The organism is Halobellus sp. LT62 (assembly GCF_037031285.1).
Lineage (GTDB): Archaea > Halobacteriota > Halobacteria > Halobacteriales > Haloferacaceae > Haloquadratum > Haloquadratum salinisoli.
The window spans coordinates 1,558,733-1,580,284 of sequence record NZ_JAYEZO010000001.1 but is presented as its reverse complement, the minus strand read 5'-3'; the positions used below and the strand labels follow the sequence as shown (position 1 = coordinate 1,580,284).

Genomic DNA, 21,552 nt, shown 5'->3' with positions numbered 1-21,552 from the left:
CGAAGTGAAATCGCGATCGGGCGCGCTCGAGTACGGCAGGTGTATTTCATACTGTCAAAATAAGCTGTATGAGGCTGTGAAAATAACATATGTACTCTTGTTAAATTAACTGTCATTCGGGGGTACGATTCGAGTGTCTCACACTCGCTACATAAGGAATAGTAATTATAGATACCCCTGTGTCGGGAGTGAGTCGCGGTGTCGGGGGAACTACCGTAACCAACCGATCTATTTGACCCATTCAAATCTATTCGGCACTCGATTCCACTACTGCGCCCGTGAAACGATGCAAAGACGAAGCAGCCCACAGCGGCGCAACCCCCGCTCAAATGGTCGAAGCGACTGATTACGAAAGGATGGGGAGGAGCACGGACGCGGATGATAGATCAGTTTACAGCCGCCGGGGGTCAGCCGTCGACGAGAAAATCGACGACTTCCGAGACGAATCTCTCGGGTGCGGTATTCATCGCCGCGTGACCGCATCCGTCGATTTCCACCGTTTCGCCGTCCGGAAAGAGCGCCGCGGTCGCGGCAACAGATCGCTTGATCGAGTCGTGGGTTTCGGAGCCAGTGAGGAGGAGGGTCGGGACCTCAACGGCCGGATACGTCTCCGGGGTAGGACGGAACTCTCGCCGGCCGGACATCTCTCGGGGAAAGGTGTGGGCGACGTCAACCCGTCGGTCATAGTCCGAGCGCGACTTGAGTCGTTGGAATCGGTCGGGCTCGCCGCGCATATCGACCCAGTACGTTTCGAGGACCCCCTGATAATCGCCTCGGTCGACCAGCTCCCGCATCCGGCGCTGTTCCGGAGGCGGCGACGGCGACCCGTCGCCCCGCCAGAGCGGAGGCTCATACAGGACGAGTCGGCGTAGCTCGGACACGCGCTGTGCGGCCCCGACCGCACAGATCGCTCCGTACGAGTGAGCGACCACGTTCACCGGACCGTCGATCGACGCGGCGAGCGCCGCGATGTCGTCGAACTCGTGTTCGATGGAGTACTCCTCTGTGTCTCCGCTTTCGCCCCTTCCCCTACGGTCGATCGCATAGACCTCGAAGGACTCCGAGAGCGTGGGAACGACGTCGTCCCAAACGTGGTGATCGACCCCGGTCCCGTGGACGAGTATCAACGCGGGCCCGCCACCGCCGCGCGAATACGCGATGGCTGTACCGTCGGCAGACGTCACAGATTCCATACCTCAGCTACCGCCGAGTACCGCTTAAACGTTGGCTCGGTGACGTCGTTTCCGGCGCGACGCCAAGCTATTTAATCTCGTGCGCTAACAGTTTCGCCCGTGGATAGTCTCCGTAACGGGGTCCGATCAGCACTCGCGAAATATCCGGCTTGGTTAGCCCGTCTCGGCGTCGTCGACCGGGAGATGGGCGAGGAGATCTTCGATCTGGCGGTCCCCGTGATCGTCTCCGGCGGCCTCCGCACGCTCATCCGGACCGTCGATTTCTTCATGGTGAGCCTCGCGCTCGGATCCGTCGCCGTCGCCGCCCTCCAGTTCGGGTTTCAGTACAGTTTGCTCACGCTGGGCATCGGTCTCGCGCTGGCCAGCGGGACGATCAGCATCGTCTCGCGGTTCACGGGCGCTCGTGATGCCGAGCGGGCGAATCTCGCGCTCAAACAGTCCCTTTGGCTCACGCTCGTCATTTCGATCCCCTTCGCCGTGATCGGGTGGGTCTGGGCCGCGCCGCTGATCGACGTGCTGACGGACGACCCGGAAGCGATCGCCCTCGGTGCGATCTACCTGAAACTGCTGATGATCTCGACGCCGTTTCACTTCTGGAACATCGTCGCGTCGCGGGCGATGGCCGGCGTCGGCGACACCCGAACGCCGATGTACATCCGCACCAGTTCGCTGCCGACGAATACGGTCGTGAACGCGGTTCTCATCTTCGGCCTCGGGCCGTTTCCCAGCCTCGGGATCGCGGGTGCCGCGATCGGCACCGCGGTCGCCAACGCCCTCCAAGCCGTGATATTCACCGCCGCGTTCCTCTCGGGGCGGTTCGGCATCGAGTTGAACCTCTCGGGACCTCACGTCGATCTCGCGATTGTCCGCGAGATCGTCCGCGTGAGCCTGCCGCTCTCGGGAACAAAAGTCGCGGGGATCGCCGCGCGATTTCCGTTTCTGTTCGTCCTCGGCGCACTGGGAACGAACGTCGTGGCCGCGTACGCCATCGGTCGCCGGATCGTGACGCTGGCCCGAATGCCGGCGTTCGGGTACGCGACGGCGTCGAGCACGTTGGTCGGCCAAGCGCTCGGTAACGACGACGAGGACACCGCCGAGAAGTACGGGTGGCAGACCTTCCGGATCTCGCTGGCGACGGGGATCATCCTCGGAACGCTGGTCGTCATCGGTGCCCGGCAGTTGGCGCTGCTGTTCGGCGCGGATGACATCGGGCTCACCGTGACGTTCATCTACGTATTTAGCGCCGCGATCGTGGGATTCAGCATCAGTCGGACGTTCCAAGGCGCGCTCCGTGGGGCCGGCGATACGAAGGTCCCCTTCTACGCGACGCTCGTCGGCAATTACGTGATCCGACTCCCGATCTCGGTCCTCGCGCTGTCGGCGGGCGTGACGTTCACCGCCTTCGGATACACGGTCGCTCCGGGGCTCGGTATCGGCCTCACGGCAGTTTTCATCTCGATCTGGGCTGATATTTACGTTCGAGCGGCGATCAACTGGACCAGATACCGGTCGAACCGTTGGAAGGCGATCGGTCGCGCCGGTGTCGCCAGAGCGCGTGCGGGCGCGGATTGATTTAGACCGCTGCTCCGCGGGGGCCTCACAGGCCACGGTTTCACACCGTGGTTACCAGTCTCCACTGCTGACCGCCGCGAGGCGGTACCCCTCGGGGAAACCTTATTAGCAATCCCATTAAATTCGTGATCGATGGCGTATCAGGGATATGCAGACTACTTCGAAGAGCCGGTTATCATCAGCGTCGCGCCGACCGGGGGAATGCACGGGAAAGAGGCGAACCCGAACCTCCCCGAACAGCCCGAAGAGATCGCAGCGGACGTTCGCAACTGCGAGAAAGCCGGGGCGTCGATCGTCCACGTCCACGCGCGAGACGAGGACGGTGAGCCGACGAAGGACGTCGCCAAGTTCCAAGAGCTCCGCGATATCATCGAGGAGCGCTGTGACGATATCATCGTGAACTTCACGACCGGCGGCGGGAACGACCGGGAGGGACGCATCCGACCGGTCCTCGAAACCGAACCGACACCGGATCTGGCGACGATCGACCTCGGCCCGCTCAACACCCGAGGCGACACCGTCGCGATGAACACGCGGGTACAGAACGAGGAGTACGCCCGCCGGATGAACGACCACGACGTCAAACCGGAGCTCGAAGTGTTCGGTCCCGGACATCTGACGGAGGTCCACCACCTCGTCGAGGAAGGGCTGATCGAGGAACCGTACTGGACGACGCTCATTCTCGGAATGCAGACCGGGACGATCCCGAGGCCACGAAACCTCCTCAACCTCGTCGACAACCTCCCCGAGGGAGCCGAGTGGCAGTGTATGGCGATCGGTCGCCACCAACTCCCCCTGACGACGATGGCGATGACGCTCGGCGGACACGTCCGCGTCGGAATGGAGGACAACGTCTACTACCGACGCGGCGAGTTAGTCGAGAGCAACGCCCAGTTGGTCGAGCGAACCGCCGATATCGCGAACCGTCTCGAACGGCCGATCGCGACGCCGGAGGAGGCTCGTGAGATTCTGAACCTCTGAGCACGGGACGGGGGCCGTGATCGGGCGGAATGAGAGAAGGGATCGACATCCGCTACGGATCACGGAAAGATGTTTAATCTCCCACCGGTATGAACGTGGTATGAGCTCACAAACCGATCCGGAAGACCTCTACGAACGGCTGCTCGACGAAGGGCTGTTCGAATCGGAGGACGAACAGCTCCAGTTGGGCGAGGAGTTCGTAAGCGCTCGCCAGCGGTTCCGAAAAGCGATAGCCGGGCGCGACGAGGACGCCGACGTTCCCCGGCTCGGGGAGTACGTCGAGAGAACCCCGTTCTCAGCCGAGGAGGTCGACGACGGAACCTTCGCCGACGCGCTCGCCGTCTCGGACGTTTGCGAGACGGTCGACGCCGGTACCAGCCTGCACGTCGCCCTCTCGCTGGATCGAAGCGAAGCCGCCGAAGACGAGTCGCACGTTCCCGCCGGATTCGTTTCCCTCGCGGGCGAGGAGATCGAATCGTTTCTCCGAGCGCATCCCGCATCGATCGTTTACTGTTGGCGCGAGAACTGTGATCCGTGCCGCGCCGTTGGCGATCACTTAGCCGATCTTCGGCGCGACGGGACGATTCTCGAGCAGTTCGGCTTGGCAGCCGTCTACGGGCCCGATAACGCGGAAGTCCTCTCCGAGAAGTACGACATGGGCGGGTCGCCGACGACGCTTTTCTGCGCGGGGACTACCATCGAATCGCGCTTTATGGGGAATCCGGGACCGAAGGGGCTGCGTCGGGAGATTAACACGCTAGCCAAGAACCTGTAGCCCGGTCTGCGAAGCCGGGATTAGTCGCGAGGACCGCATTCGAATATGGGAAAGGATTATGATGGTCGAATAGGATCGTTGACTTATGGTATCTAACACCGAGGCACCAATCCTGAAACGGATAAAGGAGAGTGACCTATTATCCAATGTACAGGAGAACTACTTTCTCCGGAATATCCGATCCTCAGCCAAGCTTTATTTGTCGGATAATCTGACAGTATTGTTCCTCCTCGGTTTCCTGTTCGTCGTGTTTCTCGCCGTGTTCGGCCAAGAACTCGCGCCTTACGAGCCGAACCGGACGTTCCTCGACGGCGGACAGATCGCAGAACTGGAGCCGCCGTCGGCCAAGCATCCGCTCGGGACGACCTCGGTGGGGACCGACATCCTCTCACGACTGATGTACGGGGCCCGTCCGACGCTTCTCACCGGGTTCGCCGGTGGCACCGTCGTCATCACGCTCGGTCTGCTCGTCGGCGTGAGCGCCGGTTACTACGGAGGAAAAGTCGACGACATCCTGATGCGGATTACGGACTTCATTTACAGCATCCCGCTCATCCCGGTCGCGCTCGTCTTCGCCTCGTACTTCGGCGTGGGAACGTGGATGATCGTATTCACGGTGGGGTTCATCCTCTGGCGGGGAAACGCGCGTATCTTCCGCTCGCAGGTACTGCAGATCAAAGAGCGCGAGCACGTCCGAGCGGCGAAAGTGCTCGGCGCGAGTGACTGGTACATCCTCACGCGACACATCCTCCCCAGCATCGGCGGGATGATCACGCTGTTCTACGCGCTCGGGATCGGGATCACGATCCTCATCACGGCCTCACTCGCCTTCCTCGGGTTCGCTGACATCGGCACGCCCACGTGGGGATTGATGCTACGGAACGCCTACGATTCGGGCTATATGATGGACGCGTGGTGGTGGACCTTCTCCTCCGGTGGGGCCATCACGCTGACTGTGCTGTGCATCTATATGATCGGCCGCGGATACGAGCGGGTCCGCGAAACGACTGTTTCGGCCTCGGGAGACTAATATGACTGACACGCTACTCGAAGTAGACGGCCTCGATATCACGTATCGAACGGACGCAGGCGAGCTGAAGGCGGTCTCGGACGCCTCCTTCTCGATCGGGTCCAACGAGTACTTCGGCCTCGTCGGCGAGAGCGGTTGTGGTAAGAGTACGCTCGCTGACTCGATTATGCGGACCCTCGATACGAACGGTCGCATCAGCGACGGGACGATCAGGTTCAAAGGAAGAGAGCTGCAGGAGTTCTCCGAACAGGAGTTCACCGAAGAGATCCGCTGGCAGGAGATCGCACTCATCCCCCAGTCGGCGATGAACAGCCTCGATCCGCTCAAGCGGGTCAGCACCCAAGCCATCGACGTCGCTCAAGCGCACACCGACTGGTCTGAGGAGACGGCGGTCGACAAACTGAAAGAACTATTCGACGTCGTCGGCCTCCCCGAGTCCCGGGTCCACGATTACCCGCATCAGTTCTCCGGCGGGATGAAACAGCGCGCGATCATCGCGTTCTCGCTGCTCTTGGACCCGTCGTTGGTCATTGCCGACGAACCCACGACCGCGCTCGACGTCATTATGCAGGATCAGTTCCTGAAGTACCTCGACGATTTGCGGGAGATCCGAGACTTCAGCCTCCTGTTTATCACCCACGACATCGCCGTCATCTTCGAGATGTGCGACTCGCTCGCGGTGATGCACGGCGGGCAGATCGCAGAGCAGGGCGACACCGACACGATCTTCGACAATCCGCGTCACCCCTACACGATCCTGCTCCAGCGAGCGTTCCCCGACATCAGGGATCCGAAGCGCGAACTCGTCGGCATCGACGGCTCCCCGCCGATGCTGCGCGATGAGATGAACTACTGTTCGTTCGCCGAGCGCTGTCCGTGGGCGGAGTCCGACTGTCGAACGGCACAGCCGCCGGCCGAACCGAGTGCGGCGGATGAATCCCACGAGATCGCCTGTATTCGAAGCGACGAGATGGAGGAACTCGCCGCCGACTACCTCGATATCGCGGAGACTGACGTCTCGCTCGACGCTGCGGACGAGAACGGGGTCGATGCGCGCACAGCGGACAGCGAGATGGGCAATGGGCCCGACGACGAGCAACCGATCCTCGAACTCAGAGATCTCCACAAGCATTTCAATCCCTCGACGAACATTCTCGAAACCGTCCAACAGAAGCTGTTCGGTGGCGACGAACGGAATGCCGTCCGCGCCGTCGACGGTGTGGAAATGGCACTGGAGGACAACCAGATACAGGGGATCATCGGCGAGAGCGGCTGCGGGAAATCGACGTTGCTGGAGACGATAATGCAGTTGTACGAGCCGAGCGAGGGCGACGTCGTGTTCAAGGGGAAACCGGTCTCCGAATTCACGAAGGAAGAGCACAAGCAGTTCCGACAAAACGTCCAGATCATCTTCCAAGACCCCTTCAACACGCTCAATCCGCACTTCACCGTCCGGGAGACGCTCAGAGAGCCGCTCAACGTTCACGATATCGACTACGACGAGGACCGGCTGCTCGAGATCCTCGAAGAGGTGGAACTCACGCCGCCGCAGGACTACATCGACCGCAGCGAGTCTCAGCTCTCCGGCGGGGAGAAACAGCGCGTTTCCATCGCGCGTGCGCTGATTCTGGATCCCGACGTCATCCTCGCCGACGAGCCGGTTTCGATGCTCGACGTCTCGACGCAGGCGTCGATCCTCGAAATGCTCGGAGAGCTGACCGACGAGTACGGGGTCTCGATGCTGTACATCTCACACGACCTCTCGACGGTGTCGTACATCTGTGACCGGGTGAACGTGATGTACCTCGGTCGGATCGTCGAGAGCGCGTCGACGATGGACATCCTCAACGACCCGAAGCATCCGTACACCGAGGCGCTCCTCGATGCGATTCCCATTCCAGACCCCCACCACGAACGCGAGTGGGCGGAACTGATGGGGATGCCCGGAGACGCGACGGATCTACCGACGGGCTGTCGGTTCAAAGACCGCTGTCCCGAGCGGATGGACATCTGCGACGAGCGACCGGTGTACGAGGACGTCGACGGGAGCGACCACCAGACGGCCTGCCATCTCCACACCGGTCCTGAAGCCGCGGATGGTGAGCGAACGGGAGACGGCAATACAGCTATGAGAACGATCAGCGACGGAGGTGAAGAGCAATGAGCCGAACGCAGTACTACCTCAGGCGGACGATCCAGACCGCACTCCTGATCGCCGGAGTCTCGGTCGTCCTGTTCACGCTGTTCAGGCTGATGCCCGGATCGTATCTGACGACGCTGACCAATCCCAGTATGACGCCCGAACAGATCGAACGGCTTCGCGAGATGTGGGGGCTCAACGATCCGATCTACATCCAGTACATCAGCTGGGTTCGGAATCTGGCGACGGGCAACGCGGGCACGTCGCTGGCGTACGGTGAGCCGGTACTGGGCCTCGTCGGCAACGCGCTCCGGAACTCGTTCGTTCTCGCGCTGCCGGGAATCCTCGGCGCGTTCGCCGTTGGGTCGCTCTACGGCACTCTGTTAGGGCTGAAACAGGAGTCGTGGATCGACCGGTACGGCCCACTCCCGCCGACGCTGGTGGGCGTAACGCCGGACTTCTTTATGGCGATGATCCTCTTGACCGTCTTCTCCGGGTGGTTCAATGTCTTCCCCGCCGGTGGGATGGCCTCGCTGGACATTCTAACGAGCACGAGCGGGTGGCAGATCTACACCACCGGGAGCTTCTGGGTCCACTACGTGCTCCCGTTCGCGACGATCGTCCTCGGATACCTCTACTACCCCGCGTTGATTATGCGAGGCAGCATCATCGACGTCAAGGATCAGGAGTTCACGAAGTACCAGCGTGCGGTCGGGCTGGCAAAGTGGGATCGAATCAAGAACATTATGAAGCACGCGTCGCTGCCGGTGATCACCACGCTCCCCGCATCGACGTCTCGGGCGATCAGCGGCCTCGTTCTCATCGAGTTGATCTTCAACTGGCCGGGGATCGGCACGCTCCTGTTCGAGTCGGTCCTCGCTCGCGATACGCCGGTAATTCAGTTCATGTTCTTGATCATCGCCGTCTGGATCATCGTCGGTAACTTCGTGGTCGACATCTTCTACACGGTCATCGACCCGCGAATCTCGCTCGGCGAGGAATGATCGGCACGCCGCCGCGTCACGATTTCGACGACGAACAAAGCTATCGAACGCGGTGCCGTTGCCGTTCGGTGTTGGAGCACGTCAGAACGAGTCGGCATCGCGCGTAGTCTCCGAAACGAACCGATCAGCATCAAGTATGGAAAACATTTATTACAGTTTAGTAGGATGCTAACGTGAAGTATGAAACCACGTCGCACGAGATCGTCGAGCCCGCGGAATAAATCGGACGACACCAACACGCCTCAATCGAACCTATGAGCGCACAAGAAGACAGCAGCGGGACGATCGACCGACGAACGTACCTCTCCGCGTTGGCCACGTCGATGGCCGCGGGCCTCGCCGGTTGTGGCGGCGGTGGCGGCAGCGGCGACGGTGATGGCGGAGACAGCGGTGGTGACTCCGGCGATGGCAGCGGTGACCAAGAGCTCGGCGAGCGCGTGCCGGAGCTCACAGGCGTCGCGCTCTCACAGCTCACCGGGGCGGAGAACATCGAGCAGACGATGCTCCACATCGCACAGCAGGTCGACGACGTCCTCGGCGTTCCGATGGACGTCGAGGCGAAGGAGTTCGTCTCGTTCTTCGAGGAGATGCAGAACGACGAGCGAACCGCCCACATGCACGTCAACCTCGTCATCCCGGTCGCGACTCGCCTCGATCCGGGATTCACGCTCCGCGGGTACCACATCCGCAACGCGGGGACCAACGTGACGTCGGCGGGGCTGAACAACTGGGCGAACTGTGACTTCTCGCGCGCGGTCGAGCAGCAGGCGTACGCGGCGAATCCCGAGGAGCGCCAGGAGTACGTCACGGAGGCGCTCGAAACCGGCTCGCAGGAAGTCGTGCCGATCCCCCTGACGCAGACCGCCGGTGGGGCCGCGTACCGAAGTGATCAGCTCACTCTCCCGGACGACCTGGGGGACAAGGGAATCATCGAGTCGAACGCGCACTTCCTGCACCAGACGGAATCGAACGGCGATACGGAGTACCTCTCCGGCGTCGTCACGCCCGGGAACATGCCCAACGCGGTGTACCATCTCGGCGTCAAACGCCCGTGGTTCAACACGGTCTACTTCCCGCTCGTCTACTACGACAAGAACTACAACCTGCAGCCGGGGATCGCCGAGGACTACGACGTCACCGACGAGTTCTCGACGTTCACGTTCAACCTGCGGCAGGACGCCACGTTCCACAACGGCGAGCCCGTCACCGCCGAAGACGCACGGTGGACCCTCGAATGGATCGAGGAGAACACCGCGCAGTTCAGCTTCGTGCCGCAGTACAATTACGATTCGCTCACCGCCGTCGACGAACACACGCTCGAAGTCAGCTTCGAGAACCCGAACCCCGGCTGGCTGAACGTGTTCGCGCCGGCGTGGAGTTCCCCGCTCCCCAAACAGCACTGGATCGACGCCGGGGCCGAGGACGGACCGCGGAACATGAGCCTCGATACCATCGTGGGGTGCGGTCCCTACGAGGTCGAGAGCTGGCAGCCGCGAGAACTGCTCGCGATGCAGCCCGTCGACGACCACTGGCTCGATGTCGCCGACAAGGGACTCCGGTTCGTCGGCTACGGCGACCGGCAGGCGGCGTTCCGCGCGTTCGAGGACGAGACGGTCAACGTATTGTTCAACGCGTCTGGTCAGACCCAACAGCGGGTCGAAGAGGACCTCAGTGACGTCGCAGAGTACGTCTCCTCACGGAACTTCACCTCGTGGCACGTGCAGTCGACGCACTCAACGGCCCCGACGATGTTCCGGGAGTTCCGCGAGGCCGTCTCCTGGTCGATCGACCGACAGCGCGCCAGAGCGTTCCTCGAAAACGGGGCCGGCGAGATCGAGACGAAATCCTCGTGGTTCCCGAGGACGCACCCGTCGTACCCCGAGGACGACAGCAATATGAAGACGGTCGGCGACCCGACCGCGAACCCGGACCAAGCGCGACAGATCCTCGAAGACGCCGGTTGGGGGTGGGACGACGAGGGGCGGCTTCACTACCCGCCCGACAAGGACCTGACGCCGCCGTGGCCGGAGGATTCCTCTCCCTGTGAAAACCCCGACAGCTGGCCCTGCCTCCCGGAGCTCTGCGACAACTACTAAGCGCACCGTTCCCGTTTGCGTCGACGTCGGAGCCGAATTCTTCGAATCAAAAAACCACATCGAGAGTGTGGACTGCAGAAGTCGTCCCGGCACGCTCTTTGATCTCACTCGCGAGAGGACAGTCGATCGGATGAGAAAAGTTATCACTGTTCAGTCGGACGTTTATCCGCCACGAACATGACAGAGCGATCCGCCGTTCAGTATCCCGTCGTCCACGAACCGAGTCGAGAGTGGGTCGAGTCGACGAACGTTTGGAAGTTCATGAAGTCGTACGACATCGACGACTACGAGGAGCTGATCGAGCGCACCACGGGTGGCGAAGAGAGCGTGAGAAACGCCGGAATCGAGTGGTTCTGGGACGAACTCGTCGACTACCTCGGCCTCGAATTCGACGAGCCGTACGACGCGGTGTGCGACGACACCGACGGCCCGCAGTTCACCGACTGGTACCCCGGCGGTCGACTCAACATCGCCCACAACGTCCTCGACCGGCACGCGGCCGCAGGGAGTGACCGACGGGACGAGATCGCGATACTCTGGGAGGGCGAGCCGGGGGAAATCCGCGAGGTGACGTTCGGCGACCTCCACGAGCAGGCGAACCGGGTCGCGAACTACCTCGACTCGGTCGGCGTCAGCGTCGGCGACACCGTCGGCCTGTATATGCCGATGGTACCCGAGGTGGCCGCGATCCTCTACGGCTGTTTCAAAGTCGGCGCGATCGCCGTCCCGATCTTCTCGGGATTCGGCGTCGACGCGACGGCGACGCGGATCGAAGACAGCGAGTGTTCCGTCCTGTTCACCGGCGACGGGTTCTATCGACGCGGTAGCGAGATCAGACTCAAGGGCACTGCCGACAGCGCGATCGACGAGGTCGGTCACGTCGAACACGTCGTCGTCTACGACCGACTCGGGTCGCGAGAAGGGGACACACGGGAGAGCCACGGGAGCGAGAGAGACTCGCCGGAGGGCCACGGGAGCGAGGACCAAGCGGCGGCGTCGCCGATCCCGTGGACCGACAGTCGCGACGTCTGGTGGAACGACGCCGTCGCGACCGCCGAAGACAGCTACGAGTCGAAGTCGCTACCGTCCGATCAGGAGTCGATGCTGCTGTACTCCTCGGGGACGACGGGGAAACCAAAAGGAATCGTTCACACGCACGCGGGGGGACTCGTGCAACCTGCCAAGGAGATCCACTTCGGCTTCGATCAGAAGCCGGGCGACCGCTTCTTCTGGGTGAGCGACATCGGCTGGATGATGGGGCCGTGGACGCTCATCGGCAATCACGCGCTCGGCGGGACGGTGTTTATGTACGAGGGTGCGCCGGATCACCCCGAACCGGACCGGTTCTGGGAGATGATCGATCGGCACGACCTCACCCAGTTCGGAATCTCCCCGACCGCGATCCGAGCGCTCCGCGAACACGGCGACCATTGGGTCGGGAGGCACGACCTTTCGAGTCTGCGCCTCTTGGGATCGACCGGCGAACCGTGGGATCGCGAGTCGTGGGAGTGGTTCTACGAGACAGTCGGTAACGGTGGGTGCCCGATCATCAACATCTCCGGCGGGACCGAGATCCTGGGCTGTTTCCTGATGCCGATGCCGACGCAGCCCCTCAAACCCTGCTCGCTCGGTGGCCCGGGGTTGGGAATGGATATCAACATCGTCGACGCCGACGGCGACAGCGTCGCCGACGACAACGAGCGCGGGTACCTCGTGGCTCGTGACTCCTGTCCGTCGATGACGAAGGGGCTTTGGAGCGGCGACGAGCGCTATCTGGCGGAGTACTGGTCGACGTGGGAGGACCTCTGGGACCACGGCGACTGGGCGCAGAAGGACGAGGAGGGCTTCTGGTTCCTCCACGGACGCGCGGACGACGCGCTCAACGTCGCCGGACGCAAGGTCGGCCCGGCGGAGGTCGAAGGCGTCCTCGCCGAGCACGACGCGGTCACGCAGGCCGCGGTGGTCGGCGTCCCCGACGAGACGACCGGGACGGCCGTCGTCGCGTTCGTCATTCCGGATCCGGAGTACGAGCCGTCCAACGCGCTCGCCGAGGAGCTCCGGGGACTCGTCGGCCGGGAGCAGGGCAAGCCGTTCCGCCCGCGCGGGCTTCATTTCGTCGACGACCTCCCCCGAACCCAGTCGGGGAAGATCATCCGCAGAGCGGTCAAGTCGGTCGCCGCCGGCGAGGATCCCGGCGACCTCTCCTCGATGGAGAACCCGGCGGCGCTCGAACGGCTCCGCGAGCGGCTCGACTGAAACGGAGGGCCGGTTCACCGCGCGCTGGCGCGCCGATCCACCAGCTAATCTTCCCATACATTTATGAAGAATAATCGAGTCTACTCCCCCGATGCGCATACTGGTCATCGACTGCGACTCGCTGAGGCCGGACCATCTCGGTTGCTACGGGTATCACCGCGAAACGTCACCCACGATCGACTCACTCGCGGAAAACGGTCGACGGTTCACGAACTACTACGTGTCGGACGCGCCGTGTCTGCCGTCTCGAACCGCCTTCTTCGGGAGTCGGTTCGGCATCCATTCGGGCGTGATCAACCACGGCGGGGTCAACGCCGAACTCCGGCATCGGGGTCATCGACGGAACACGAACACGTCCACTGACGGGTACCGATCGCTCCCGACCGCCCTGCGCGATGCGGGCCACGAGACAGCGCTCATCAGCCCGTTCCCGCAGCGCCACGGCGCGTGGCACACGGTCGACGGGTTCGACCGATGGATCGACACGGGTGAGCGCGGCTTCGAGAGCGCCGACGTCACCTACCCGTTCGCCGAGGAGTGGCTGGACGATCACGCGACCGAGGACGACTGGTATCTCCACGTCAACTTCTGGGACCCGCACGCGCCGTACGACACGCCGATCGAGTACGGCTACCCCTTCGAGGGCGAGCCTGCCCCCGAGTGGCCCGATCAAGAGACGCTCGACGAGCAGTACGAGAGTTACGGGCTCCACAGCGCACGCGAGCCGCCGGTCTGGGACGACTCCCTCCCGCGACAGCCCTCCGAGATCGGCACTCGCGAGGAGTACGTCGAGTGGATCGACGGCTACGACACCGGGATCAAGTACATGGACGACCACATCGAGAAGCTCCTCGATCAGTTGCGGTCGGCGGGCGTCTTCGAGGACACGCTGATCGTCGTCACGGCGGATCACGGCGAGAATCAGGGCGAGCTCAACGTCTACGGGAACCACGTCACTGCGGACGACAAGACCAACCGAATCCCGCTGATCGTGCACGGCCCGGGCGTCGAGGAGGACGTCGACGGCGACTTCCACTACCATCTCGACCTCCCGCCAACGCTCGTCGAACTCGCCGGCGGTGAGGTTCCCGACAGATGGGACGGCCGCTCCTTCGCGGAATCGATCACGGACGGCGAATCCGACGGTCGAGAGTACCTCGTCGTCGGCCAAGGTGCACTCTCGATGATGCGCGCGGTTCGGTGGGACGAGTGGATCCTCCTTCGCACCTATCACGACGGCATCCGACCACTCGATCCCGTCGAGCTGTACGATCTCTCCGAAGACCCCCACGAGACGAACAACCTCGCACGCGAGCGCCCGGACGTCGTTCGGAAGGGACTCGCGATGCTGGATCAGTGGGTCTCAGAGCGCCTGATGGAGGTCGTACACGACCGCAACGGGGCGAACCCCGACCACGAGCGCGCGCCCGCCGATCCGCTCTGGGAGGTCCTCCACGAAGGCGGACCGTTCCAAGGGAAGACCGGCACCACGTGGTTCGACAAGGAGGAGTACGCCGCGGAGCTTCGCGAGACCGGACGCGGTGTGCACGCAGAGCGCGTCCTCGAGTACGAGGGGTTCGTCCCGCAGGATGTCGAGGGGTATCTGAACGGCGAGGACGTTTGGTCGTAACCGGCGAAAAAGCGGTCGAGCAGAGCGGCTAGCGCGCTTCTTCGATCAAATCAGCACCTTTCTCCGCGATGGCGATCGTCGGCGCGTTCGTGTTTCCGGAGGTGATACGCGGCATCACCGACGCGTCGACGACGCGGAGGTCGTTCAGTCCGTGGACGCGGAGGTCGTCGTCGACGACGGCCATCTCGTCGTCGCCCATCTTACACGTTCCGACGGGGTGATAGATCGTCTGAGCGGTCTCTCGAACGTGTTCGCGGAGGTCTTCGTCGCCCTCGACGTCGCCTTCGGGCCAGATCTCCGCGCCGCGGTATTCGTCGAGCGCGCTCGCGTGAGCGATCTCCCGGGTCCGCTTGAGCCCCTCGACGAGCGTATCCATATCCGCTTCCGCGTCCAGATAGTTCGGATCGATGAGCGGATCCTCGAGTGGATCGTCGGACGCGAGCGTGATCTCGCCGCGACTCTCCGGATGCAACAGCGTCGCGCTGGGCGTCATCCCCGCGCCCTGCTCGGGGTTGTCGAACCCGTGCCGCATAAAGTACACCCGGGCAAGGAAGTACTGGATGTCGGGTGCCGGGAGGTCGGGGTCGGTCCGCTCGAAGCCGGTGACCTGACAGAGTACCTCCCCGTCCTCGATCTCGGGATCGCCGTTCAGTTCGTACGCCGAGGACACGACGAGGTGGTCTTGGAGGTTTTTCCCGACGCCGGGCAGGTCGTGTGTGACCTCGATGCCGTGTGCGTCGAGTTCGTCGGCCGGGCCGACGCCCGAGAGCAGCAGTAGCTGGACGGTGTCGATCGAGCCCGCCGAGAGAACGACCTCTTCGGTCGCGTCGACGGTGTGCGCGGACCCGTCTTTGACGTACGTGACCCCTGAAGCGGTGTCTCCGTCGAACTCGATCCGCGTGACGTGTGCGCCCGTCTCGGCTGTGAGGTTCTCCCGGTCGAGGATGGGGTGGAGGTACGAAACGGCGGTGCTCTGTCGTGTGCCGTCTTCGACCGTGAGATGGAGGTGTCCCATCCCCTCCTGTCTGCCCGCGTTGACGTCCTCGTTGCGTTCGAAGCCGACCTCGACGGCAGCGTCGAGCAGCGCGTTCGTGACGTCGCCGTAGGGGTGCTCCTGCTCGACGCGGAGCGGACCGCCCTCGCCGTGGTGCTCGGACTCGCCGCCCTCGAAGTCCTCCATCCGCTTGAAATACGGGAGCAAGTCGTCGTAGCTCCACCCGTCGTTGCCGAGTTCGGCCCACGCGTCGTAGTCGTGGGGGTTGCCGCGGACGTACATCATCGCGTTGATCGCCGAGGAGCCGCCGAGGGTTTTCCCGCGCGGGTGATACTCCCGTCGGCCGTTGAGCCCGTCCTGCGGGACCGTCCAGTAGTCCCAATCGACTTCCGATTGCATCAGTGCGGGGAACAGCGTCGGGACGTGGATCTCGTCTTTCTCGTCCGGTTTTCCGGCTTCGAGTAGCAGTACGTCGGTCCCCTCGTCGGCAGACAGTCGGTTCGCGATCACGCAGCCAGCAGATCCGGCACCGACGACGACGTAGTCGTACGCGTTCGACATTAGCGATTGACTGCAGGAAAGGATACATAATTAACTTTGTGCATAGATTCCGGCGATTCGACGGGCGGCAGCGACGACGACGTGAGACGCGGGAAGTGAAGCCGCGAAAAATCCCTATCGGCTCTGCTTGAGGAGATCAGCACCCTTCTCCGCGATGGCGATCGTCGGCGCGTTCGTGTTCCCGCTGATCAGGTTGGGCATAATCGACGCGTCGATGACGCGGAGCCCCTCGACGCCGTGGACGCGGAGGTCGTCGTCGACGACGGCCAGCTCGTCGTCGCCCATCTTGCAGGTCCCCACCGGATGGTATCCCGACTCTGCGGTGTCGCGGCAGTAATCGGCGATCTCCTCGTGCGTTTCCACGTCCGGCCCGGGACGGGCCTCCTCGCCCCGCACGTCGTCGAGCGCGTCCGCCCTCGAGATCTCGCGGGCCCGGCGAATGGAGGTGACGATGTCGTCGACATCCTTCTCGGTCGACAGGAGCTTCGGATCGATGATCGGGTCGTCGTATGGGTCCGTGGAGGCGAGCGTGATGCGCCCGCGACTCGTCGGTCGGAGCGGGAGCGCGGCGACCGAGTAGCCCTCAGTTGGGTGCTCCGGATCCAGTCCGGCCGACAGCCCGTACTGGATGTCCGGCGCGGGGAGGTCGGGTGAGGAGCGCTCGAATGCCCCGGTCAGTACGCGGTCGTAGCGGGCTCCTTTGTCCGGGAAATCGTCCGGATCGCGGGGCGTGACCGGCTCGTCGGTCTCGTAGGCGACGCTCACTCGGAGGTGATCCTGCAGGTTGCGGCCGACGCCGGGGAGATCGACCTTGGCGTCGATGTCGTGCTCGGCGAGATGATCCGCCGGGCCGAGTCCGGATAGCATCAGCAGTTGCGGCGACTGGATCGCACCGGCCGAGAGCACGACCTCGCCGCCCCCCGCGACCTCGACCTCGTGCTCCTGCCCGTGCTGTTCGTAGACGACGCCGGTCACGCGGTCGCCGTCGAACGTGAGCCGCGTGACGTGAGCCGCCGTCTCGACGGACAGGTTCGGTCTGCCGAGGACCGGTTCGATGAACGCCTTCGCGGCGCTGTGGCGCTCACCGTCCCGTATCGTGGAGTGATACCAGCCGATGCCTGCCTGCCGCTCCCCGTTGAAGTCCAAGTTCTTTTCCATCCCGGCCTCTCGGGCCGCCTCGACCAGCTTCTCTTGGAACTCACTCGGCGTGAGATCCTCCGGGTTGTCGCCGCGGGAGACCGAGAGCGGACCGTCGGTCCCGTGGTACTGCATATCCCCGTCGGCCTGGAAGTTCTCCGATTTCTTGAAGTACGGGAGCAGATCGTCGTAACTCCAGCCCTCGTTGCCGAGTTCGGCCCACGTGTCGTAATCGTAGGGGTGACCCCGTATGTACGCCATCCCGTTGATCATACTCGACCCGCCGAGGGCCTTCCCGCGCGGCCAGTCGATTCGACGCCCGTTCATCGTCGGTTGCGGCTCGGTCTTGAACGCCCAATCGAGGTCAGACTCCATCAGTTCCCAGACGCGCGAGGGGTCTTTCACCGCGCCGCGTTCGCTGGCGGGCGTCCCCGCCTCCAGCAATAGAACTTCGACCTCTTCCGCCTCCGTCAGTCGATGGGAGAGCACACAGCCTGCGCTCCCGCCACCGACGATCACGTAGTCGTACATCAACGTTAATGTTTTAAACAGGGTGTCAAATATCATTCGGTCCCGGTCACTTACTCGCGGGCGGGAAGCGGCGGTATCGGACCATCTTTTATAATGCATTACGAGAAAGTCCAGTCAGAATGAAAGCAGCGCGCTACTACGGGAACAGAGACGTACGTATCGACGAGGTCGACGCGCCGGAGCCCGGATCGGGCGAGGTACTGATCGACGTCGAGGCCTGTGGAATCTGCGGGTCGGACCTCAGCGAGTACCGCTACGGCCCGCGTCGCGACGACGACTCGTTCCTCCCGTACACGATGGGCCACGAGCTCGGCGGGACGGTCGCGGCGGTCGGCGAGGGCGTCGACCTCGCGGTCGGAACCGACGTCGGTGTAAACCCGCTCGTGGCCTGCGAGGACTGCTGGTGTTGCGACGCGGGGAAGTACAACCTCTGCCGGAACCTCGAAGTGATCGGCGCGCACCGACGGGGCGGCTACGCCGAGCAGATCGTTGCGCCGGCCGGAAACGTGATCCCGCTTCCGGACGGCCTCTCCCCGGCCGACGCTGCGGTCGCGGAACCGCTGACGGTCGCGTACCACGGCCTGCTCGAATCCCCGCTTCGACCGGGTCACTCGGCCGTCGTCGTCGGAATGGGCCCGATCGGTCTCGGGATGGTGCAACTCGCGAAGGCCGCGGGCGTGGGGCCCGTCATCGCCTCCGGCCACCGCAAGTCGCGACGGCAACTCGCCCACCAGTGCGGGGCCGACGTCGTCGTCGATCCGCGGGAGACGGATCTCGCCGAGCGCGTCGCCGAGGTGACCGATGACGGAGCCGACGTGTCGTTCGAGGTCGCCGGCAACGAGTCGGCGCTCAACGACGCGATCACGGCCACCAGAGCGAGCGGACATACGACGGTGCTCGGCGTGTTCAAAGGCCCCGTCGAGATCGATCCGATGGACCTCGTCAACCACGAGCGGACGATCAACGGTTCGGCCGCCTACGAGACGGGACCGCTGGCCGCTCGGGAGTTCGGCGCGGTGTTCGGAATGCTCGCGGACGGAGAGTTGGACGCCGATCCGCTCGTAACGTCTCGAGTCCCGCTGGACGACATCGTCGACGAGGGGTTCGAGGCGCTGGCCGACAGCGAGAGCGGCGAGGTGAAGGTCCTCGTCGAACCGTGACGAGGCGAGCGGCAGACGCCCGTGGGCCGTCGACACGAAACAATCAAGGCGACGCGCTTGGAGTATCAGTCACCTGATTCACCGATGGCTAACCAGCAGGACGATTCACCGAGTTCGGTGTCGCGATCGCTCTACGAACAGGGGATGACCGACGGTCTCCCGGTAGTGCCGCCGACCGACGAGAAGGTCACAGAGATGCTCCGCGGGACGGCCCACGAGCGCGATCACGTGCTCGGTCGGCTGGGCAACAACGACACCCCGATCACCGTCGAGATGCTCGCCTCCAACGCGGTGATGGCGGGATGTGCTCCCCCGTATATGCCGGTCCTCGAAGCGGGCGTTCGCGCGCTTGCCGATCCGAGATCTAACTCCATTCAGGTGTCGGTCAGCACCGGGTCGTGGGCGTATCAGTGGATCGTGAACGGACCCGTTCGGAACAAACTCGACATCGAGAGCGGGTCGGGCGCGTTCGGGCCGAACTTCCACGCCAACCGGACGATCGGTCGCGCGCTCGGTCTGGCGTACAAGAACACGGCCTCGCTCCGACCGGGAGAGAAGGACATGGGTGTGATGGGGAGCCCGTTCAAATTCAGCCTGCTCGCGGGCGAGAACGAGGAGGCGAGTCCGTGGAAGCCCTACCACGCAACGCACGGCTACGACACCGACGAGAGCACGATCACGCTCGCGGGCCCGAACAGCTTCGTCCAGTGGTTCCCCCACGAGAACGACGCGGAGGAGATCCTCGAAGGGATGGTCCGAAACACGCCGCCGTCGATGGTGGGCGGGCGACAGCAGGGTGGGGATATCGACCAGACCATCTTCCACCTCGTCAATCAGTACAACGCCGAGGAGTTGGCCGCCGCCGAGATGAGCAAAGGAGACATCAAACAGTACCTCTGCGAGAACTCCTATCTGCGGGCCGAGGACTACCAGAAAGGGGTTATCTGGGACGGCCCGCTACGCCGACGCGAGGGGAACGTCCGACCGCGACAGATACCGCAGATCGACGGCCCGGAGTACGTGAAGATCGCGACGATCGGTGGCCCCGGTCGCGTCAACGCCATCGTCGGCCCGTCGATCGGCGGTCCGGTCACGAAACCGATCGAGTTCCCCGAGGGGTGGGACGACCTCATCGAGGAGTACGCGTTGGATCGGCAGTGGTTCGACGGATCGACGTACTGAGCTCGGAGGGACGACACTCTATCGACCGCCCTCCCCGGGATTTATTACCACACCCCGTAATCAGCGGGTATGATCGACCTCTCCGGAGAGACAGCGATCGTGACGGGAGCAGCGCAGGGGTTCGGCGCAGAAATCGCCACACAGCTCGGCGAGGCCGGGGCGAACGTCGTCCTCGCGGACGTCCAAGTCGAGAAGGGACAAGGTGTCGCAGCCGACATCGCAGACGACGGCGCAGAGACGATTTTCGTCGAGTGCGACGTGACTGATCGCGACTCGGCAGAAGCGCTCGTCGAGGCGGCGCAAGAGCGATTCGGCACCGTCGAGATCCTCGTCAACAACGCGGGGGGTGCCGGCGGTGAGACGTTCCAAGAGATCGAAGCGGACGCGTGGCAGTTCGGATTGGACCTCAACCTCACGGGCCCCTTCAACTGCTCGAAGGCCGTGATGCCCGGGATGTTGGAGCACGGAAACGGCCGGATCGTGAACATCTCGTCGATGGCCGGCCGCAACGTGACGGTCAACGGCAACCCGAGTTACACGGCCTCGAAATGGGGACTCATCGGCCTGACCAAACACGCCGCGCGCGACCTCGGTCCCGACATCCGGGTGAACGCGCTCTGTCCCGGCGGCAGTCCGCGCGGCCCGATGGGCCGCTTCGTCGAGCCCGAAGACGTCGCCAACGGCGTCTTGTACCTCGTGTCTGATCTCTCGGAGTTCGTCGACGGAACGATCCTCGAAGTCGAAGGAGGCGGCCACCTCAACCCCTCGGCGGAGGATCTGGATTTGGACTACGAAACCGGCAACGACGACAGCTAATCGACGGAACGCACGGCGAGAGGAGACGGACTGATCCCGACTCAGTCAGCCATCTTCGTCACGACCGGACAGTCCGCGTTCAGCAGGATCTTCTGCGCCGTGTCACCGAACACGGCTTTGCCGGTCGGTGAGCGGCGGCGGCCGCCGATGACGAGAAATCGCGGTTCGACGGCGTCGGCCTCGGTGATGATCTCGTTGGCGACGTTACCGACCGCGCCGCGGGGTTCGACGCTATCCGCCTCAGCGTCGCCGAGCGTCTCGGAGACGAAGTGCCGCACGAACTGCTCGGCGCTCGCCTCCTCCTGCGTGAACGAGTAGTCCGCGAACTCGGCGATGTCTCGAATCGAGGCCTCGTACTCCTCGTGCTGTTCGGTCGGGATGACGTGCAACGCGATAAGGGAGTCGTCGTATCGCTCCGCGAGGTCGTATCCGATCTTGAGGACCTCTTTCGACTGTTCGTTCTCGTCGATCGCAGCAAGGATTGCCATACCCTC

Annotated in this window: 16 protein-coding genes; 12 read left to right on the top strand and 4 right to left on the bottom strand. The window is 63.4% G+C overall.

The window, feature by feature from the left end:
* Positions 1 to 407: 407 nt before the first annotated feature.
* Positions 408 to 1,193 carry an alpha/beta fold hydrolase gene (locus U5919_RS07705; RefSeq protein WP_336023280.1) on the bottom strand — a complete coding sequence of 262 codons (786 nt, stop codon included), beginning with the start codon at positions 1,191 to 1,193 and terminating at the stop codon, positions 408 to 410.
* A gap of 99 nt (positions 1,194 to 1,292) precedes the next feature.
* Here U5919_RS07705 and U5919_RS07700 point away from each other — a divergent pair, with 99 nt between their 5' ends.
* The 9 genes from U5919_RS07700 to U5919_RS07660 all read left to right on the top strand — a co-directional run bounded on the left by U5919_RS07700 (position 1,293) and on the right by U5919_RS07660 (position 14,677).
* Entirely contained in the window at positions 1,293 to 2,765 is a 1,473-nt protein-coding gene (locus U5919_RS07700; RefSeq protein ID WP_336023278.1) for an MATE family efflux transporter, read from the top strand.
* A 132-nt stretch (positions 2,766 to 2,897) separates the two neighbouring features.
* Positions 2,898 to 3,746: a beta-keto acid cleavage family enzyme gene (locus tag U5919_RS07695; RefSeq protein ID WP_336023276.1), complete on the top strand. Its 849-nt coding sequence runs from the start codon at positions 2,898 to 2,900 to the stop codon at positions 3,744 to 3,746.
* 100 nt (positions 3,747 to 3,846) lie between these two features.
* Positions 3,847 to 4,521, top strand: coding sequence for a hypothetical protein (locus U5919_RS07690; protein WP_336023274.1), 675 nt, complete (start codon positions 3,847 to 3,849; stop codon positions 4,519 to 4,521).
* A 220-nt stretch (positions 4,522 to 4,741) separates the two neighbouring features.
* Positions 4,742 to 5,551, top strand: a complete 810-nt coding sequence (locus U5919_RS07685; RefSeq protein ID WP_336023272.1) for an ABC transporter permease — start codon at positions 4,742 to 4,744, stop codon at positions 5,549 to 5,551.
* 1 nt (position 5,552) lies between these two features.
* Positions 5,553 to 7,715 (top strand): dipeptide ABC transporter ATP-binding protein, encoded by a 2,163-nt coding sequence (locus tag U5919_RS07680; RefSeq protein WP_336023271.1) that lies wholly within the window; start codon positions 5,553 to 5,555, stop codon positions 7,713 to 7,715.
* Positions 7,712 to 8,695, top strand: a complete 984-nt coding sequence (locus tag U5919_RS07675) for an ABC transporter permease (protein WP_336023270.1) — start codon at positions 7,712 to 7,714, stop codon at positions 8,693 to 8,695. The genes U5919_RS07680 and U5919_RS07675 overlap by 4 nt, the downstream gene beginning before the upstream one ends.
* Before the next feature lie 254 nt (positions 8,696 to 8,949).
* Entirely contained in the window at positions 8,950 to 10,791 is a 1,842-nt protein-coding gene (locus tag U5919_RS07670; protein WP_336023269.1) for an ABC transporter substrate-binding protein, read from the top strand.
* Between the two features lie 177 nt (positions 10,792 to 10,968).
* Positions 10,969 to 13,047, top strand: coding sequence for an AMP-binding protein (locus U5919_RS07665; RefSeq protein ID WP_336023267.1), 2,079 nt, complete (start codon positions 10,969 to 10,971; stop codon positions 13,045 to 13,047).
* A gap of 91 nt (positions 13,048 to 13,138) precedes the next feature.
* Complete coding sequence (locus tag U5919_RS07660) at positions 13,139 to 14,677, top strand: sulfatase family protein (RefSeq protein WP_336023265.1); 1,539 nt, start codon at positions 13,139 to 13,141, stop codon at positions 14,675 to 14,677.
* Positions 14,678 to 14,705: 28 nt separating this feature from the next.
* Here U5919_RS07660 and U5919_RS07655 read toward each other — a convergent pair whose 3' ends face one another.
* Positions 14,706 to 16,232, bottom strand: coding sequence for a GMC family oxidoreductase (locus U5919_RS07655; RefSeq protein WP_336023263.1), 1,527 nt, complete (start codon positions 16,230 to 16,232; stop codon positions 14,706 to 14,708).
* 114 nt (positions 16,233 to 16,346) lie between these two features.
* The gene (locus U5919_RS07650; protein WP_336023262.1) at positions 16,347 to 17,900 is read right to left on the bottom strand and encodes a GMC family oxidoreductase; all 1,554 of its coding nucleotides are present in this window, start codon (positions 17,898 to 17,900) and stop codon (positions 16,347 to 16,349) included.
* Positions 17,901 to 18,019: 119 nt separating this feature from the next.
* On the opposite strand from U5919_RS07650, the gene U5919_RS07645 reads away from it, so the two are divergent.
* The 3 genes from U5919_RS07645 to U5919_RS07635 all read left to right on the top strand — a co-directional run bounded on the left by U5919_RS07645 (position 18,020) and on the right by U5919_RS07635 (position 21,058).
* Positions 18,020 to 19,060 (top strand): 2,3-butanediol dehydrogenase, encoded by a 1,041-nt coding sequence (locus U5919_RS07645; protein ID WP_336023260.1) that lies wholly within the window; start codon positions 18,020 to 18,022, stop codon positions 19,058 to 19,060.
* Between the two features lie 84 nt (positions 19,061 to 19,144).
* On the top strand, positions 19,145 to 20,242 hold the full coding sequence (locus tag U5919_RS07640) for a hypothetical protein (protein WP_336023258.1): 1,098 nt from the start codon (positions 19,145 to 19,147) through the stop codon (positions 20,240 to 20,242).
* A gap of 69 nt (positions 20,243 to 20,311) precedes the next feature.
* A complete protein-coding gene (locus tag U5919_RS07635; RefSeq protein ID WP_336023257.1) occupies positions 20,312 to 21,058 on the top strand; it encodes an SDR family NAD(P)-dependent oxidoreductase in 747 nt (248 codons plus the stop codon).
* Positions 21,059 to 21,099: 41 nt separating this feature from the next.
* Here the strand turns inward: U5919_RS07635 and U5919_RS07630 are convergent, their stop codons facing one another.
* Positions 21,100 to 21,546 carry a universal stress protein gene (locus U5919_RS07630; RefSeq protein ID WP_336023255.1) on the bottom strand — a complete coding sequence of 149 codons (447 nt, stop codon included), beginning with the start codon at positions 21,544 to 21,546 and terminating at the stop codon, positions 21,100 to 21,102.
* Between the last annotated feature and the right edge of the window lie 6 nt (positions 21,547 to 21,552).